Raw genomic sequence first — 16,486 nt, 5'->3', positions numbered from 1 at the left:
ACGAGTGAGCCCGGCGGGCGGTCGCCGGGCTCAGGGCGTGGCCGCCATGCGCTGCCGCAGCAGACCTTCGACGCCTTCGAGGAACGTCGCGCAGATCGGCTCGGGGTCGGACAGGCAGCCGGTGGCCATGGCCCCGTCCCGCAGCATGACGACGTGCCGGGCGGCGGGTTCGGCCGGTGCGTCGCCGATGCGGGCCAGCAGGTCGGTGATCGTGCGGGAGAACCACCGGCGGTGCGCGAGGACGGCCTGGTGCACGGGGTGGGCGGGATCGGGGTACTCCGCGGCGGCGTTGAGGAAGGCGCAGCCGCGGAAGCCGGGGGACCGGATGCCGTCCGCGATGAACCGGGCGACGGCGCGCAGGGTGTCGGGCGCCGGCAGCTCCCGGGCCAGGACGGCGTCGACCTGGTCCCTGATGGCCCGGTCGGCTTCCCGCAGGTAGTTGACGATCAGGTCGTCCTTGCCGGGGAAGTGCCGGTACAGCGTCGCCCGGGTCACCTTCGCCTCGGCGACGATCCGGTCGACGCCGACGGCGTGGATGCCCTCGGCGTAGAAGATCCGGGTCGCCGTGGCGAGCAGCCGCGACCGCGCTTCGGAGACCTGACCGGGAGCGTTCGTCACGGCTGCCACGGTAGCAGATAGAACGTTCGTTCTTGACGGGCGCGTGGTCCGACTGCCATCCTGCGACAAGAACGAACGTTCTCCTCACTTCTGAGGTTGTCACCAAGGAGTCCCGTGACCACCAGCACCGGCACCGCTGCCACCGCCGCGCCCGCGCTCCGACGCCTGTACTTCGTCCGCTTCGGGTTCGCCCTCGTCTGGGCCGGGCTGCTGGCCACGAGCGCGTCCGAACCCGGACCCCTCAGCGTCACGCTGCTCGTGCTGTACCCGCTGTTCGACGTTGCCGCCGCCCTCGTCGACGTCCGCTCGTCAAGAAACTCGGCACAGGGCAGCGCACCCACGCCGGGCCTGTACGTGAACATCGCCGTCAGCGGTCTCGCGACCGCCGGCCTCGCCGTCGCCGCGGCCTCCGGCATCCCGGCGGTGCTGCGCGTGTGGGGCGTGTGGGCGGTCGCGTCGGGCCTGACCCAGCTCGCAGTCGGCGTCAGCCGCCGCGCGCTGGGCGGCCAGTGGGCGATGATCCTCAGCGGGGCCGTCTCCACGATCGCCGGCACGACCTTCGTGCTGCACGCCGCGCAGCCCGACGCAGCGCTGCTCGACCTGGCCGGCTACGCCACCCTCGGCGGCGTGTTCTTCCTCGTCTCGGCGGTGCGCCTCACCCGTTCGACCGCGGCGCTCTGACCCCGGTGGCGGCCGGGGCCGAGGCGGCGAGCGGAGACCGGCCGCACGGTCAGTAGGGGTTCCCCGGCACGTTGAGGCGCACCTGGTAGAGGCCGAACGAGCCGTTGACGCCGGAGGTGATGTACAGCGTCCGACCGTCGGGACCGCCGAACGCCGCGTTGGTGATGTTGCGACCCGCGGAGATCGTGCCCAGACGCGTGCCTGAAGGGGAGAAGACGTGCACGAGACCCTCGTTGTAGGACGCCCAGTACAGGTTGCCCGCGCAGTCGATCGTCGCGCCGTCGGGTGTCTGGATGCTCGCGAACGTCGTGCGGTTGCCGGTCGAGCCGTCGGCGGCGACGGAGTACTTCACGATCGAGTTGCTGCCGCCCACGTACAGCGTCGTGCCGTCGGGCGACAGGACGACGCCGTTGGGCTGCGACAGCGTGTCGTCGACGAGGCTGACCACGCCGTCGCGGACGCGGAAGACGCTGGTGCGGCCGTTCTGCTCGTCGGTGCGGTTGCCGCGCTGGAAGTTGGGGTCGGTGAAGTAGGTGGTGCCGTCCCGGCCGATGGTGAGGTCGTTGGGGGAGTTGAACGCGCGCCCCTGGTAGTTGGCCGCGACGGTGGTGCGGCTGCGGTCGGTCAGGCTGTAGGCGGAGACGGTGCGGTTGTCGTGCGTGGCGGCGAGCAGCCGCGTGCCGTCGGGGGTGACCGCCAGGCCGTTGCTGCCGGAGTCGGCGATGAACGTCTCGAACGTGGCCGGCGGCGTGAACCGGAGCACGGCGGACGGTTGCACGCCCTGCCAGCCGGTCGGGTTCTGCATGTTCGACAGCAGCAGGGTGCCCGTCCGCTGGTCCCACGTGGGCCCTTCGAGGAAGTTGAACCCTCCCCGGATGAGCTGGGACGTCACCGCGCGGGTCGGTAACGGTGATCCGTAGGTCGCGCCCGGGGTGCACGGCGACGCCATCGCCGCGGAGGCGGACGGGCCGGACGCCGCAGGCGCCACGAGGCCCGCGATGGCGATGGCCACCGCCGTGAGCGTCCGCGTGCGACGGTGACGCGGTGTCGTGCCGTAGGTCATGGGAACTCCTTCTGGTGATCGGCGACCTGGTGATCGGCGACGCCGCGGGGCGGCGCGGTCGCACCGCCCCGCGGCCGGTTCATCGGCCGAGCTCGACCTTGAGGATGCTTTCGTTGCTGTTGTTGGCGATGCTGTCCTTGTCGCCGCGGGTGCTGGTGGTCAGCCAGAGGCCACCGTCGGCGGAGGGCTCCACGGTGCGCAGCCGCCCGTAGGTGCCGGTGAGGTACTGCTGGACGTTGGTCAGGCTCTCGCCGGAGATCTCGGCCCGGTACAGCCGCGCACCGCGCAGGCAGGCGATGTAGAGCGCGTCGCGGACCACGGCGATGCCGCTGCACGAGCCCTCGGCCACGGGGAAGGTGTGCTTGGGCGCGACGAAACCGGGTTGGCCGCAGCTGCCGGTGGTGCCCTCGCACGCGGGCCAGCCGTAGTTGCCGCCGCGCACGATCAGGTTGGTCTCGTCCATGACCGAGTTGCCGAACTCCTGCTCCCACAACCGACCCTGGGAGTCGAAGGCCAGGCCCTGCGGGTTGCGGTGGCCGTAGCTCCAGACCGGGGTGCCGAAGGGGTTGTCCGACGGGACGCTGCCGTCGCGGTTGACGCGCAGCACCTTGCCGGCGAGGTTGTCGAGGTCCTGGGCCCACTCGCCGTTCTGCCCGTCCCCGGTGGCGATGTAGAGCTTGCCGTCGGGACCGAAGCGCAGCCGCCCGCCGTTGTGGTACTTGTTGCGCGGGATACCGGTGAGCAGCACCTGCGGCGTGCCCGCGAGCGCGCCGCCGGTGTAGCGGATGCGCACCACCCGATTGTCGGTCGAGCTGGTGTGCATGACGTACACCCACGGGTCGGCGGTGAAGTCGGAGGCCACGGCGATGCCCAGGACCCCGCCCTCGCCGTCCGTCCCGGCCGCGTTCGGCACGCGCCCGACGACGGTCTTCGCGCCGGTGGCGGGGTCGAGCCGGACCAGCTCGAAGGTGTCGCGGCGGCCGAAGAGCACCTGGCCGTCGGGCAGGGTGGTCAGGCCCCAGGGCAGGTCGGTCTCGGTGGTGACCCTGGTGACCGAGCACAGGGCCGTGGCGCAGGAGGCGCCGGTGGTGACCGCGACCGCCGTGCTCGGGGCCGAGCGGTTGGCCTGCGCGTCGCGCGCCCGCACCCGGTACTCGTAGCGGGTGTTCGCGGCCAGGCCGCTGTCGGTGAACGACGTCGTGGACGCGCCGCTGGTCGAGCCGACCTGGACGCCGTCGCGCAGCACCTCGTAGCCGGTGACGCCGACGTCGTCGGTCGCGGGCGACCAGCGGACGGTGACCGAGGTGCCCGACGCGGTCGCCGTCACGCCGGTGGGGGTGCTGGGCGGAGTGGTGTCGGCCTGGCACTGCGGCACCGCGACGGTGACCGTGGAACTGGCCTGGGAGACGTTGCCGGCGGCGTCGCGGGCGTTGACGTACAGGCCCCACGTGGCGCCCGGCACGACGGTCAGGTCGGCCGACAGCGCCGTGCCCGGCACCGAGGTCATGAGCTGGCCGTCGTGGTAGACGTCGTAGAACGCCACCGCGACGTCGTCCGAGGACGCCGACCACGAGAACGTCACCCGGGTGCACGTCAGGTTCGAGGTGCGGGGGTTCCCGGGCGGGGTGGGAGGTGTGGTGTCCGCGCCGAGCCTGACCAGCTGCCACCGCTGGCCGGCGCCGCCGGTGTCGGGCAGCTGGACGACCCGCGCCCCGTCGGCGGTGGAGTCGTCCAGCACGCCCACGGCCTTGCCGCTGGCCCGGTTGAGCAGCCGCACGTCGCCGCCGGAGGAGTCGGCCAGCCGGAACTGCTGTCCGGCGAGGTCGGCGTCGGTCGTCTGCACCAGGCCGGCGCGGTCGGCGGTCGAGGGGAAGCTCAGCACCCGGTTGCTGTGCCGGGACCTGATCCGGTAGTAACCGCCACCGGAGTCGACGAACTGCCACTGCTGCCACGCGCCGTCGTTGCGGGTGTACTGGGCGATCCTGGCGCCCTCGGCGGTGCTGCGCCCGTACACGTCCAGCACCTTGCCGCTGTTGCGGTTGACCAGCACGTACCAGGCGCTGGTGTCCACGGTGGCGGCCGACGCGGCAGGGACCGGGAGCACGACGCCGAGGACCGACAGCGCCACCACCGCCACCGCTCGGAGACGCGGGCGGGGAACGGCGTTCCTCCTGGTCGAGAGGGGATCTCGCATTGTCTTCCTCTCACGGAATGCAGGGACAATCGCCTTGTTATCGCTAACAAGAGTGCGGCGGCGGAAGGCCGCGTCGATGGCGGTTGACGTGCACCGAAGGCGGCGAGCGGAAGTGTTCCTAAACGCGCCGGGTGACGGTCGCGGACCGGGGCGAACCGGGTCTCATGGGGAACGGGAACGACCCGGATGCCTTTCGCGCACGTGTGTCCATGCTTCGCCTCCTTGCGAGCAGGGTGCGTTGCGGTCACCGTCCCGTGCCGGGTCAGCACGACTGGGAGCGTTCCCAGAATGACGGTAGCGCACCGCGTTTGCCGTCGACAAGACCATCCGAGCGGTTACCCAGATTTCGTTAGCGCTAACAACCCGGTTTCCGGTCGGAGTGAACCGGCGGGTCCGTCGGAGAGGTCAGGCGCACAGGAATTCGACGACGGCCGCCCGGAAGGCGGGGCTGCCGACCGCCGTGCCGTGATCACCGGCCACCACGCGCACCCGGGCTCCGGGGATGGCCTCAGCGAGGACGTGGGGTCGTTCGGCGAGCGGGTCTTCGTCACCGGCGATGACCAACGCGGGCGCGGTGATGGCCGCGAGGTCGACGCCCGCCCGGTGCGCGGCGCGGGCCTGGGCGGCCAGGGAGGGGAAGTCGGCTCCGGTCGCCGCGGCGAACGCGACCAGGCCGGTGACCTCGGGCGGCGGGGTGCGGCCGGAGCGGTCGGCCGGGAAGCCGCCGGCGGGGAACGCGTCGGTCAGGAACGCGTCGGCCAGCACGTCGTGGGGCAGCACGCGGGTGTCCATGCCACCGACCTCGACCACCCCGGCGCCGACCCCGCCGACCACCAGCCTGCGCACCGCGTCCTCCTCGGCCGCCGTGAGCAGGGCGATCACCGCGCCCATCGAGTAGCCGACGAGGTCGACGGCCGGCACGCCCAGCGTGGCGACGACCGCCCGCAGGTCACGGGCCATCCGCGGCTCGCCGTACCGGGCCGGGTCCGCCGACTTCCCGGACATCCCGTGACCGCGGGCGTCGATCCCCACGACCGCGCGCCCGGCCGCGGTGAGCGCCGCCACCGTGCCGTGACGAGCCCACTCCACCAGGGTGTTGGACGAGAAGCCGTGCTGGAGCACCACCGGTACGGGGTCCGGCTCCGCGCCGGCGTCGGGTTGCCAGCGGTGGTAGGCGATTTCGGTGCCGTCGTCCACCACCAGCACGGAAGTCCGCGGTGCGGGTGCGGGTCCGACCCCGGCTGCGGCGGGCGTGCCGCTCCGAGGTCGACCCGACCCGTTGTCCCCTCGCGTGTTCAGCGGATCGCCGCCCGGTCACCGGAGGCCGGCGCGACGTGCTCGAACCGCACCCGGTTCAGGTATCCGGGGAGGTCGCTGAGCACGTACAGCTCGCCGCGCACGTCGGTGCCGATCGCGGTCGGCTGGGTGGGGAAGTTGCCGATCACGGCGGACTCGTAGCTGCCGTCGAGCTTCGGGCGCACGGCGAACACGCGGGTCGAGCAGTAGTCGCTCGCGACGTAGGTGCCCCACGCCTGCGGGGTCCGGGAGCCCCGGTACACCACGCCGCCGGTCACCGAGCAGTTGTCGTTGTAGTGGTCGTACTCGAACACCGGGTCGGTGTACCGCCCGCCGGCCCGGCACTGCTGCGGGTCGAAGATCGGGGTGCCCTCCTTGCACGACCAGCCCAGGTTGGCGCCGCCCTGCCACGGGCGGATGTGGTTGATCTCCTCGACCAGGCCCTGGCCGACGTCGCCGATCCACAGCGAGCCGTCGACCGGGTCCACGGAGAACCGCCACGGGTTGCGCAGCCCGTACAGCCAGATCTCCGGACGCGCGCCCGGCACGCGGAGGAACGGGTTGCCGGGGGGCACGCAGTAGGGCTTGGCCCCGCAGGCCCGGTTGACGTCGATCCGCACGATCTTGCCGAGCAGGGTGCCGAGGTTCTGACCGGCCTTGAACGGGTCGTTCGTGTGGCCGCCGTCGCCGAGGGACCAGTAGAGGTAGCCGTCGCGGCCGAACGCCACCTGTCCGCCGTTGTGGTTGCCGTACTCGGCGTGCTCCTGGGTGAGCAGCACCTGCACCCGTTCGGGTGCGCCGATGGGCACCCGCGCGAGCGTCAGCGCGCCGGCGGGCAGGCTCGTGTACGCCACGTAGAGCATCCCGGTCCGGGTGAAGTCCGGTGCCGGCGTGATGCCCAGCAGGCCGCGCTCGTTGTCCGACGAGTCGATCCGGGCGGTCAGGTCGAGCACCGGTTCGGCCGCCAGCCCCGTGTCGGGGTGGTAGGCGCGGACCGTCCCCGCCTTCTCCACGACCAACATCCGGCCGTCCGGCAGCCCGGTGATCGCAATTGGGCGCCGCAGACCGGACGCCACCTGTTCGGACACCACGGTCAGCTCGGTGAGCGGCACCGCGCGAGTGCCGGGCGCACCGGTCGCGGCGCTGCCGGTCACCGATGTCGAGGGCAGCAGGAACGCGGACAGGGCCAGGGTGAGCAGGCCGGCCGACAGGGTGGCCGGGCGACTGCGCCGTCGCATCATGGTTCGGCTCCTCGAGCAGGGTCGAAGACACATTCTGGGAGCGCTCCCGAACGTACCGCGCCCTGTCAAGGGCATCCAGCCGCCGTCTCGGGTCTTCCGCCGGGATCGGGGTCGCCCGCCGCGTCAAAGGTCCGGTCGTCCGGCTCCCGTCCGGCCTCGGTCAGGGGGGTGGAGAGGTCGGCGGTCCGCGCACCCACCGCGATGATCTCCGCGGCAGGCCACCGGCCGCCGCGGTGCTCCGGCCGGGTGCCACTCGGCCGGAGCGTCCACTCAGGACTGTCGGCGCGCGACGAGCAGGAGCCGTCCGTCCCCGATCCCGAACGGTTCGCCGTCCGTGCCGCCGAAGAGCCCGACGTCGGTGAAACCGCGGTCGGACAGCAGGTCGACGATCTGCGCCACCGTGTGGACGTGGTGGATCGCGGTCACGTCGAGCTCCTCGTCGCCGCGGGTGAAGCGGTACCGGCTGAGCATTCGGCTGCCGGCGACGTCGTACTCGCCGGTCGCCAGCACGGTGATGTCGCCGGTCCGCATCGTCCGCGGCTCGGCCCGGTAGCCGGGCAGGACCGACTCGGCCGCCGTGGCGAAGTCGACGACCAGCCCGCCGCCGGGTCGCACGGCGGCGCCCAGCGCGGCGGCGAACTCCCGCAGGCCGTCGAGCTCCAGGTAGCCGAAGCTGTTGCCGAGGCACACCGCGGCGTCGAAACCGCCGTCCCGCGGGATCGCCCGCATGTCGGCGTGGACGAAGTCGACGTCGAGGCTGGCCGCCGCGCGCCGGGCGTGCCCGATCGCCTCGGCGGACAGGTCGACGCCGGTCACGCGGTGCCCGCGCCGGGCGAGTTCCAGGCTGTGCCGCCCGCTGCCGCACGGCACGTCCAGGACCCGTGAGCGCGGCGCGAGGCCGAGACGTCGCTCGACGAAGTCGATCTCGTCGACGGTGACCTCCGGCGGCACGGCACGCCGCCAGAACTCGTTGGGCAGTTCGGTGAAGAAGTCCTCGTACCAGGTGGAGGAGGGTTTTCCGGACATGGGGAAGCTCCTTGCGGTGCATCGGTTTCTCAGGGCGATGTCACCGGGCGGCACCGGCCGTCACACGGCCTCGGTGCGGTGGCCCGGTGTGAGGTCCCGGGCAACCATGGCTTCCTCCACGATCAGCGGTCTGCCCCGACGCTAGCAGTGGCCGACCGGATCGGGGGAGCGGTTTTCCGCCGCCGGTGTCACCCGAGGCGGAACGTCGCCCGGTACGCCGTGGGGGTGACGCCGAGGACGCGGTGGAAGTGGCGGCGCAGCGTGGCGGCGCTCCCCATGCCGGAGCCGGCGGCGATCCGGTCGATCGGGGCGTCGGTGCGTTCGAGGAGTTCCTGGGCGCGGGCGATGCGCTGGTGGTGCAGCCAGTCCAGCGGCCCGAGCCGGAGTTCCGCCCGCATCCGGCGGGCGAGCTGGCGGGTGCTGAGGTTGGCGCGTTCGGCGAGGTCGCGCACGGTCAGGGGCTGGTCGAGGCGGGCACGGGCCCACTCCAGGGCGGAGGCGAGCCCGTCGGTGCTCCGCGGTGCCGGGGGCGGGGTGATGAACTGCGCCTGACCGCCGTTGCGGTGGGCGGGCACCACGAGCCTCCGCGCGATCCCGTTGGCGGCGGCGGCCCCGAGGTCGCGGCGCACCAGGTGCAGGCACAGGTCGAGCGCGGCGGTCTTGCCGGCCGACGTGAGCACGTCGCCCTCGTCGACGTAGAGCACGTCGGGCCGGACGTCGACGTGCGGGTAGCGGCGGGCGAGGTCGTCGGCGTGCAGCCAGTGCGTCGTGGCGACCCGGCCGTCGAGCACCCCGGCCGCGGCCAGGACGAACGCGCCGGTGCACAGGGAGGCGACGCGGGCGCCGCGATCGTGGGCCGTGCGCAGCGCGTCGAGGAGCACCGGGTCGGGGTTGTCGTCCAGGTCGTCGGACGAGGGCACCAGGACGGTGTCGACCTCGGCGATCCCGTCGTACGACGTGGTGGGCAGGTGCGGCAGCCAGGGGTGCGGGGCGCCGTCGGCGGTGGATACCACGAGGTCGTACCACCTGCCGGTGGGCGAGAGCTCCGAGCGGTCCACGCCGAAGACCTCGGCGGCGATGGCGATCTCGTAGAGCATCGCGGAGCCGTGCAGGACGAGCGCGATCCCGAGCATGTCTCATACTGTACGTGGCACGTCGTTTCGGACACTCGCCCTGGGCCGGTGTCGCGGCCGACGATGATCCGGTGAACGCGAACGATCGAGTCCTGGTCTACGGCGCCACCGGTCACACGGGGCGCTTCGTCGTCGACGAGCTGCTGCGGCGCGGGTTGACCCCCGTGGTGGCCGGGCGCAGCGCCGAGCGCCTGGCCGCGCTCTCCCCACGACACGCGAACCTGGAACGCCGGGTCGTGGGTGTCGAGGACCCGGACCTGCTCCGGCGTGCGGTGGCCGGTGTCGGCGCGGTCGTCAACTGCGCCGGGCCGTTCCTCGACACCGCGCTCCCGCTCGCCCGCGCCGCGGTCGGGGCCGGCGCCCACTACCTCGACGTCACCGCCGAGCAGCCGGTGGTGCGGGCGCTGTACCGCGACCTCGACGCCCCCGCGCGGGCCGCGGGCGTCGCCGTCGTCCCGGCCATGGCCTTCTACGGCGGACTCGCCGACCTGGTGGTCACCGCCGCGCTCGACGGCGGCTCGCGCGCCGACGAGGTCGAGGTCGCGATCGGCCTGGACCGCTGGTGGCCGACCGCCGGCACCCGGATCACCGGGGACCGCAACACCGCGCCCCGCGTGGTGATCCGCGGCGGCGAGCTGACCGAGCTGGAGAGCCCCGCGCCGTCGGGCACCTGGCCCTACCCGTCACCCCTGGGCGACCAGGCGGTCGTGGAGCTGCCGTTCTCCGAGGTGATCACGATCGCCCGCCACCTCGACGTGGGCGAGCTGCGGTCCTACCTCACCACCGCCTCGCTCGACGACCTCCGCGACACCGCCACCCCGGCGCCGACGCCGACCGACGAGCGAGGGCGTTCGGCGCAGCGGTTCGTCGTGGACGTCGTCGTGCGCTGGGGAACGACCACCCGTCGAACCGCGGTCACCGGCCGCGACATCTACGCCGTCAGCGCCCCGATCGTGGTCGAAGGCGCGGTCCGCCTCCTCGACGGTCGGTCCCGGGGCCCTGGCGCCGTGGCGCCCGGCGAGGCGTTCGACGCCACGGACGTGCTGTCCACTCTGGACCGCGACGCCGGTGCCATCACCGTCCGGTCGCACGGTTAGCGACAGGTGGCCCGTCCGGGCGAGGTGGCGAGTACGGCGGAGCTCCGCACACCGCGCCCGACGCGTCACGCGCGGAGCTGTCCCGTAGCCCGCCGGCGCGCCCCACAACAGGGGGATGGCCCGCGCCGGCAGGCCACCGACACCGGCCGGGGTCCGGCTCATGTGGTGTTGTTGCGCGATGAGGACCTCACGGGCGATGTTGTCCTGCCCGGCAGACCGTTCGGGGGCGGCGAGGTGCTGGTACGGCTGCGGTCGGTAGGCGGACCCGTGGTGTCGGATCACGTGCAGCCAGAGGCGCGGACGGTCGCGTCGCGGGTGAAGAGCGAGTGGCCGACGTGGGCGGACTCCGCGTGGATGGCGGGACCCTCGCCGTTGGTGATGGCCGTGCCGTTGAACTCCAGTGAACTGCCGATCCGCGCGCGGGGGAACCGGAGGGTTCCTGCCGGGCCCGTGCCCAGCAACGTCGCTACGCGTCCAACCCTGTTACGCCATCTGCCGGGACCGAACACGTCGACCGTCCCCCTCCGCCCCACCAGATCGTCGCCACACCGGCTTTCCGGTGTCCCCCAACGCTTCTGATGCCCCCGACGACCCTAGGAGCCGAGAAGGTCGGCGCCGTCCAACCACCGGCATAGGTGCCGTACCGCAGAGGTTTACGGGCGATGCCGGATCTTCGAGACGGATAGTCACTTTCCGGAACGAGTGCTACTCAAGCGTGGGTATTGCCTCGACAATTCACCGTTTCGAGGAGAAGGATCACTCGCACGGAACACCGTGTCGCTACTTCTTTTCTCCTCGTTCGGGTGACTTCACGCGGTCGAATCGCGCTGCTAGCGTCGAATCGGTCGGGCCACGGAATCGCGCCGCGCAATCACCATCCGCAGCGCGAATTCGTCGTGGCCGCGTGGTCGGCGAATCGTCCGTGACGTGGATTGGGTGGTGCTCGTGACTCTCGCGGAACCGGTGGAGGCTCCCGACCCGCCGCACACCCGGCTGAGCCTCGGGCCGGCCGCCGCGCGCAACCTCGCCACCACGACCAAGTCCGTGCCGCAGATGCAGGCCATCTCCTCGCGCTGGCTGCTGCGGGTGCTGCCCTGGGTCGAGCCGAAGGGCGGCGTGTTCCGGGTCAACCGCCGGCTCAGCCACGAGGTCGGCGACGGGCGCGTCACGTTCGTCGACACCGGCTCGGGACCGGCCGTCATCCCGGCGGAGCTGGGCGAGCTGCCGCTGCTGCGCGGGTTCGACGAGCCGGACGTGCTGGCCGCCCTGGCGGACCGGTTCGAGCGGCGCGAGTACGAGCCGGGCGACGTCGTGGTGCGGGCGGGCGCGCTGTCGGACGAGGCGTTCCTGGTCGTGCACGGCCGGCTGCACCGGATCGGCGTCGGCGAGTACGGCGACCCGACCGCGCTGGGCGTGCTGGCCGACGGCGACCACTTCGGTGACGACAGCCTGACCGACCCGCGCAGCACGTGGGACCACACCGTCACGGCGGCCACCCGGTGCACCGCGCTGGTGCTGCCGCAGCGCGGCTTCGACGAGGTGCTGGAGCGGTCGGAGGCGTTGCGCGACCGACTCCGCTGGTTCGTGGCGCACCGCGGGAAGGACCGCAACGAGCACGGTCGAGATCACCCGCTGAACACCCGTTCGCGGACCCAGCGCGTCACCTCCGCCCGACGAACAACCCGAAGGAGAACCCCCACATGACGACGACCACCCCGGCGTCCACCGTCCTGCGCACCGACTACCAGCGGTCCATCGCGGAGTACTGGAACAACGAGCAGGACCCGGTGAACATCAAGCTCGGTGAGGTCGACGGGATCTACCACCACCACTACGGCCTCGGCGCGTACGACGAGTCGGTGCTGTCCGGTCCCGAGGAGACCCGCGACGCGCGCGTCATCGCCGAGCTGCACCGGTTGGAGAGCGCGCAGGCCAACGTGCTGCTCGACCACTTGGGCCCGATCCTGCCGGAGGACCGGCTGCTCGACGGCGGTTCCGGCCGCGGTGGCACCAGCCTGATGGCGCACCAGCGGTTCGGGTGCCGGGTGGACGGCGTGACGATCTCGCAGAAGCAGGTCGACTTCGCCAACGCCCAGGCCGCGCGGTGGGGTGTGGCGGACAAGGTGGCGTTCCACTTCAAGAACATGCTGGACACGGGGTTCGAGACCGGTGGCTTCGCCGCCGTCTGGACCAACGAGACGACCATGTACGTCGACCTGCACGAGCTGTTCGGCGAGTTCTCCCGGCTGCTGCGCCACGGCGGGCGGTACGTGTGCATCACCGGGTGCTACAACGACGTGACCGGTGGCCGGTCCAAGGCCGTGAGCCAGATCGACGAGCGCTACACGTGCAGCGTCCACGCGCGCAGCCAGTACTTCAAGGCGCTCACCGCCAACAACCTGGTGCCGATCGAGGTGGTCGACCTGACGCCGCAGACCATCCCGTACTGGGAGCTGCGCGAGCGGTCGTCGGTGGCGACGGGGGTGGAGAAGTCGTTCCTCACGGCGTACCGGGAGGGCAGCTTCCACTACCTGCTGATCGTGGCGGACCGGGTGCGATGACCGCGGAGGCGACGCAGGGTTCGGCCGGACGGGTGCCACGCGGTCCCGCCCGGCCGGTGGAGGCGCTCTCGGCGGGGCTGCTCGCCACCGGCCTGGCACCGGGCGGGCTTCCCGGCGCGGTGCTGTCGGGCGCGGGGTTGTCGGGCGCGGGGTTGTCGGGCGCGGGGTTGTCGGGCGCGGGGTTGTCGGGCGGTGCGCCGTCGAGCGCGGTTCCGGTCGGGCCGTCCGGGCTCGGCACAGCGGCGGCCCGGCTCGCGGCCCACTTCGCGGCCGGGACCGCAGAAGCCGTGCCCGCCCCGCCGGCCACTCCCGCGGCCGGCCCCGGCTACGTGGAGCGGGAGTGGGGCGACGGGACCGCGTCCCCGGTCTACGTGCCCGTGGTGGAGCGGGTCGACGACGCGCTCGCCGACGAGGTGGACGACCGGCTCGTCCGGTGGGGCGAGGAGTGCGGTTTCCGGGGCGACGAGCTCGACCAGCTCCGCAAGGCCGGCTTCGGGCGGCTGGCCGTGCTCACCCACACCGACAGCGACGACCCGGAGCACCTGCTGATCGCCGCCCGGCTCAACGCCGCGTGGTGGGCCGCCGACGACCTGTTCGCGGACAACACCGACATGGGCGCCACCCCCGCCGAACTGCCGCCGCGCCTGGCGCTGGCGATGGCGGCGATGGACCCGGTCGCGCCCGCGGGCGAGTTCGACGAGCCGCTCGAGGAGGCGGTGCGCGCCGAACCGGTGCTGGTGGCGTTGCGGTCGGCCGTCAAGCACCTGGAACGCGCCGGCACCCCGGCCCAGGTGCAGCGGATCTGCTACTCCACCTTCACCATGTTCGTCAGCTGGAACACGTACGCGGCGTGGCGGTACACCGGTGAGTACCCGCCGGCGTGGAAGTACCTGGCCACCCGGCAGCACGACACCTTCGCCACGTCGATGACGCTGATCGACCCGGTCGGGGGCTACGAGGTGCCCGCCAACCTCTACTACGACCCCCGCGTGCGACGCGCCATCACGCAGGCCGGCACCGCGTCGGTGCTGATCAACGACCTGTTGTCGGTGGCCAAGGACGCGGCGGACGAGAACCCCGTCTGCAACATGGTCCTGCAGATCGCGGCGGACCGGAACTGCTCGATCGAGGAGGCGACCGAGGCCACCGTGGCGCTGCACAACGAGTTCGTCCACGACTTCGAGGAGCTGCACGAGGAACTGGCGGTCGTGCCGTCACCGGAACTCCAGCGGTTCCTGCGCGGCCTGCGCGCCTGGATGGGCGGCGGCTTCGAGTGGCACAACACCAACCCGCGCTACCGGACCAGGTCCTGACCGGTAGGTGACCGCGAGGTTCTTCCGCCGGCGGGCGGGCCGCGGCCCGCCCGCCGAGCGCTCGTGGTGGTTACTCGGTGCGGGCCTGACAGGCTTGCAACGCCCACTCCTGCCGGCCGTACTGCTGGTAGAAGACGCGATAGCAGCCGGTGAGGGTGTCCGAGTCACAGGCGTCGTGGGCGACCCAAGCATCGGCGTCGTGGTCGATCGCGATGTCCATGCAGTGGCCGAAGTCGCGCGGCGCGGTGACCGCGTACGCCGACATGGGCGTGAAAGCCCCGGCCAACGCGAAAGCGGCACCCACTACCAGGCCCTTCGACAACAGTGATCCCACGATGTCTCCCAACACAGCTCGTCCGGTGTGACGGCACTCAGTACACGCACCACCCGTCGAGCCCGCCACCACAGCGCGGGGGGATCAAACCTCCGCACCGCGATTTCCCCCGATCCGTGAAAATCGCGTCCGCGGACATCACGTGCTGTGCCGATGAACGGCTCGTGATGTCACCGCCGGCGGCGGGCACGACCGCGTCGGGTGACCACGGCCGCGCCACCCGCGGCGAGTCCCGACGCCCCGCCGCACCACCAGGCCGCGCCGGGGGCGTGGACGGCGAGGACCGCGAGGGCGGCGGCGATGACCGCGACGGCCAGCACGGCGCCGCCGAGCGTCCAGCGCAGCAGCGACAACGCGTTGCGGGTGCGCTGGTCGTCGGCCAGGACGTAGCCGATCAGGCCGTGCACCGGGCGCTCCGGGCGGCGGGCGGGAGTGGTGGCCACCGTCCTCACCTCGCCGCCGCGTCGTCGGTGCCGGGCTCCTGCCGCGCGCGGTCGAGCAGCTCCCGCCACGACGTGACGTCCGGCCTGCGGCGCAGCAGCGCCCGCCGCTCCCGCTCCGTCATGCCGCCCCACACGCCGAAGCCGATCCGGTTGTCCAGCGCCTCCGCCAGGCACTCGGTCCGCACCGGGCACCCGACGCAGAGGAGTTTCGCCCTGCGCTGCCCGGCGCCGCGGGCGAAGAGCTGGTCCGGCTCCTCGTCGCGGCAGGACGCGCGCGTTCGCCAGTCGTCCGGCGGTGCCGGCGGGCGCACGAGGGTCGCGGTGGGCAGCCGGGGGCCCCATCCCTCGACCCCCGCGGACGGGTCCTCCGTGAGGTCGACGGCGACGGCGACCAGCAGGTCGGTGAGCTCCGCGGGCGCCATCCGCGCCCCGGCCGCCTCGGCTCCGACCGCGGACCTGCTCGGGGCGGCCGGCCGTCGGGGCGCTCCCTGACCGGCCGACTCGACGGCGTGGATGCGGTTCTCCAGGTCCTCCTGCGCCGCGTCCAGGTCGTAGCCGGCGTAACGCGCGTCCAGGTCGGCCGCGACGCGTCGCAGCGTGTCGTCGATGTTCACCGCTCCTCCTTCCGGCGGTCGCCGTGCTCCGCGAGTCGTCGTCGTGCGTCGGACAGGTGGGAGTGGACGGCGGACGGGCTGATCCCCAGGTACCGGCCGATCTCCGCGACGTCCTCGCCGAGCAGGACGTGCATCTCCAGGCACTCGGCCTGGCGGGGCGTCAGCCGGTCGAGCATCCGCTGGAAGTCGAGCCGGGCCACGAGACCGGCCACGTCGTCGGGCGCGGTCCACCCGTCGACCTGCTCCGCCACCGGCACCGGTTGCCTGCTGCGCTTGCGCCGGAAGTCGACGAGCGAGTCCCGCAGGACCTTGAAGGCGAACGCCTCCGGGGACCGCGCGGCCCGCAGCGGGGTTCGCGCCCGGTACAGGACCAGGAAGGCGTCGCTGACGACGTCCTCGGCGTCGTGCCGGGTCAGCCCGTGCAGCGCCAGGTACTTGAGGAAGTTCACGCGGTGCGCGCGGTGGAACTCCGCGAACCACGTGTCCGGCAACTTCCGGTCCCGGCAGGCCGGAGCGTCACGCGGACACGCGCAGCTCGCGTGCGGACAAGTGCTCATGCTGGTCACGACCACCTCACCCACCATCACCCACCGCGTTCGACCGGCTGTCGTCCACCGTTCACCCCCAATGCCGTCGCGCCGGGCCGGTTCGTCCAGGGGGCCGCGGGACTTCACTCGTTCGTCCCAGCCGGGTCCGGCGCGCGGCCGGTGGCCGGACGAGGTCCGCAGGGCCGCGGCCGGTGGCAGTTCGCGCAGGTCGGAGGCACCGGACATGCGTGGCCGGTCGATGGCCTCGGGATGGCCTGGTGATGGCCTCCCCGGTGGGCCGAGCATCGGTGGCCACAAGCCCCGACGAACTGGTGGGAGCGCACG

16 protein-coding genes are annotated in these 16,486 nt (G+C 72.6%); 5 read left to right on the top strand and 11 right to left on the bottom strand.

The annotated features are described in order from the left end of the window. Positions 1-30 precede the first annotated feature (30 nt). The gene (locus ACIQMJ_RS27000) at positions 31-618 is read right to left on the bottom strand and encodes a TetR/AcrR family transcriptional regulator (RefSeq protein ID WP_499763783.1); all 588 of its coding nucleotides are present in this window, start codon (positions 616-618) and stop codon (positions 31-33) included. A gap of 114 nt (positions 619-732) precedes the next feature. Between ACIQMJ_RS27000 and ACIQMJ_RS26995 the strand changes: the two genes are divergently transcribed. Further along, the gene (locus ACIQMJ_RS26995) at positions 733-1,299 is read left to right on the top strand and encodes a hypothetical protein (RefSeq protein ID WP_499763782.1); all 567 of its coding nucleotides are present in this window, start codon (positions 733-735) and stop codon (positions 1,297-1,299) included. Positions 1,300-1,348: 49 nt separating this feature from the next. Here ACIQMJ_RS26995 and ACIQMJ_RS26990 read toward each other — a convergent pair whose 3' ends face one another. The 6 genes from ACIQMJ_RS26990 to ACIQMJ_RS26965 all read right to left on the bottom strand — a co-directional run bounded on the left by ACIQMJ_RS26990 (position 1,349) and on the right by ACIQMJ_RS26965 (position 9,252). Continuing rightward, positions 1,349-2,362 (bottom strand): SMP-30/gluconolactonase/LRE family protein, encoded by a 1,014-nt coding sequence (locus ACIQMJ_RS26990; protein WP_499763781.1) that lies wholly within the window; start codon positions 2,360-2,362, stop codon positions 1,349-1,351. A 79-nt stretch (positions 2,363-2,441) separates the two neighbouring features. After that, complete coding sequence (locus ACIQMJ_RS26985) at positions 2,442-4,499, bottom strand: PQQ-dependent sugar dehydrogenase (protein WP_499763921.1); 2,058 nt, start codon at positions 4,497-4,499, stop codon at positions 2,442-2,444. 462 nt (positions 4,500-4,961) lie between these two features. Then, complete coding sequence (locus ACIQMJ_RS26980; protein WP_499763780.1) at positions 4,962-5,762, bottom strand: alpha/beta fold hydrolase; 801 nt, start codon at positions 5,760-5,762, stop codon at positions 4,962-4,964. A gap of 89 nt (positions 5,763-5,851) precedes the next feature. After that, complete coding sequence (locus ACIQMJ_RS26975; protein WP_499763779.1) at positions 5,852-7,090, bottom strand: PQQ-dependent sugar dehydrogenase; 1,239 nt, start codon at positions 7,088-7,090, stop codon at positions 5,852-5,854. Positions 7,091-7,363: 273 nt separating this feature from the next. Next, positions 7,364-8,119: a class I SAM-dependent methyltransferase gene (locus ACIQMJ_RS26970; protein ID WP_499763778.1), complete on the bottom strand. Its 756-nt coding sequence runs from the start codon at positions 8,117-8,119 to the stop codon at positions 7,364-7,366. Positions 8,120-8,307: 188 nt separating this feature from the next. Next, positions 8,308-9,252: a GlxA family transcriptional regulator gene (locus tag ACIQMJ_RS26965; protein ID WP_499763777.1), complete on the bottom strand. Its 945-nt coding sequence runs from the start codon at positions 9,250-9,252 to the stop codon at positions 8,308-8,310. 71 nt (positions 9,253-9,323) lie between these two features. Here ACIQMJ_RS26965 and ACIQMJ_RS26960 point away from each other — a divergent pair, with 71 nt between their 5' ends. The 4 genes from ACIQMJ_RS26960 (at position 9,324) to ACIQMJ_RS26945 (ending at position 14,223) form a co-directional block, all read left to right on the top strand. Next, positions 9,324-10,349: a saccharopine dehydrogenase family protein gene (locus ACIQMJ_RS26960; protein ID WP_499763776.1), complete on the top strand. Its 1,026-nt coding sequence runs from the start codon at positions 9,324-9,326 to the stop codon at positions 10,347-10,349. A 945-nt stretch (positions 10,350-11,294) separates the two neighbouring features. Then, complete coding sequence (locus tag ACIQMJ_RS26955; RefSeq protein WP_499763775.1) at positions 11,295-12,053, top strand: cyclic nucleotide-binding domain-containing protein; 759 nt, start codon at positions 11,295-11,297, stop codon at positions 12,051-12,053. After that, positions 12,050-12,910, top strand: a complete 861-nt coding sequence (locus ACIQMJ_RS26950) for a geranyl diphosphate 2-C-methyltransferase (protein WP_499763774.1) — start codon at positions 12,050-12,052, stop codon at positions 12,908-12,910. The genes ACIQMJ_RS26955 and ACIQMJ_RS26950 overlap by 4 nt, the downstream gene beginning before the upstream one ends. Further along, positions 12,907-14,223 (top strand): family 2 encapsulin nanocompartment cargo protein terpene cyclase, encoded by a 1,317-nt coding sequence (locus ACIQMJ_RS26945; protein ID WP_499763773.1) that lies wholly within the window; start codon positions 12,907-12,909, stop codon positions 14,221-14,223. Before ACIQMJ_RS26950 ends, ACIQMJ_RS26945 begins: the two co-directional genes overlap by 4 nt. Positions 14,224-14,293: 70 nt before the next feature. Here ACIQMJ_RS26945 and ACIQMJ_RS26940 read toward each other — a convergent pair whose 3' ends face one another. From ACIQMJ_RS26940 to ACIQMJ_RS26925, 4 genes are all read right to left on the bottom strand, one after another. Further along, positions 14,294-14,557: a hypothetical protein gene (locus tag ACIQMJ_RS26940; protein ID WP_499763772.1), complete on the bottom strand. Its 264-nt coding sequence runs from the start codon at positions 14,555-14,557 to the stop codon at positions 14,294-14,296. Positions 14,558-14,727: 170 nt separating this feature from the next. Further along, the gene (locus ACIQMJ_RS26935; RefSeq protein ID WP_499763771.1) at positions 14,728-15,000 is read right to left on the bottom strand and encodes a hypothetical protein; all 273 of its coding nucleotides are present in this window, start codon (positions 14,998-15,000) and stop codon (positions 14,728-14,730) included. A gap of 5 nt (positions 15,001-15,005) precedes the next feature. Beyond that, complete coding sequence (locus ACIQMJ_RS26930; protein ID WP_499763920.1) at positions 15,006-15,311, bottom strand: WhiB family transcriptional regulator; 306 nt, start codon at positions 15,309-15,311, stop codon at positions 15,006-15,008. A 299-nt stretch (positions 15,312-15,610) separates the two neighbouring features. Further along, complete coding sequence (locus ACIQMJ_RS26925) at positions 15,611-16,105, bottom strand: RNA polymerase sigma factor (protein ID WP_499763770.1); 495 nt, start codon at positions 16,103-16,105, stop codon at positions 15,611-15,613. Between the last annotated feature and the right edge of the window lie 381 nt (positions 16,106-16,486).

Source organism: Actinosynnema sp. NPDC091369 (assembly GCF_044757065.1).
GTDB lineage: Bacteria > Actinomycetota > Actinomycetes > Mycobacteriales > Pseudonocardiaceae > Actinosynnema.
Note: the sequence above shows the minus strand (reverse complement) of the source record. Positions and strands in the feature narration are given on the sequence as shown.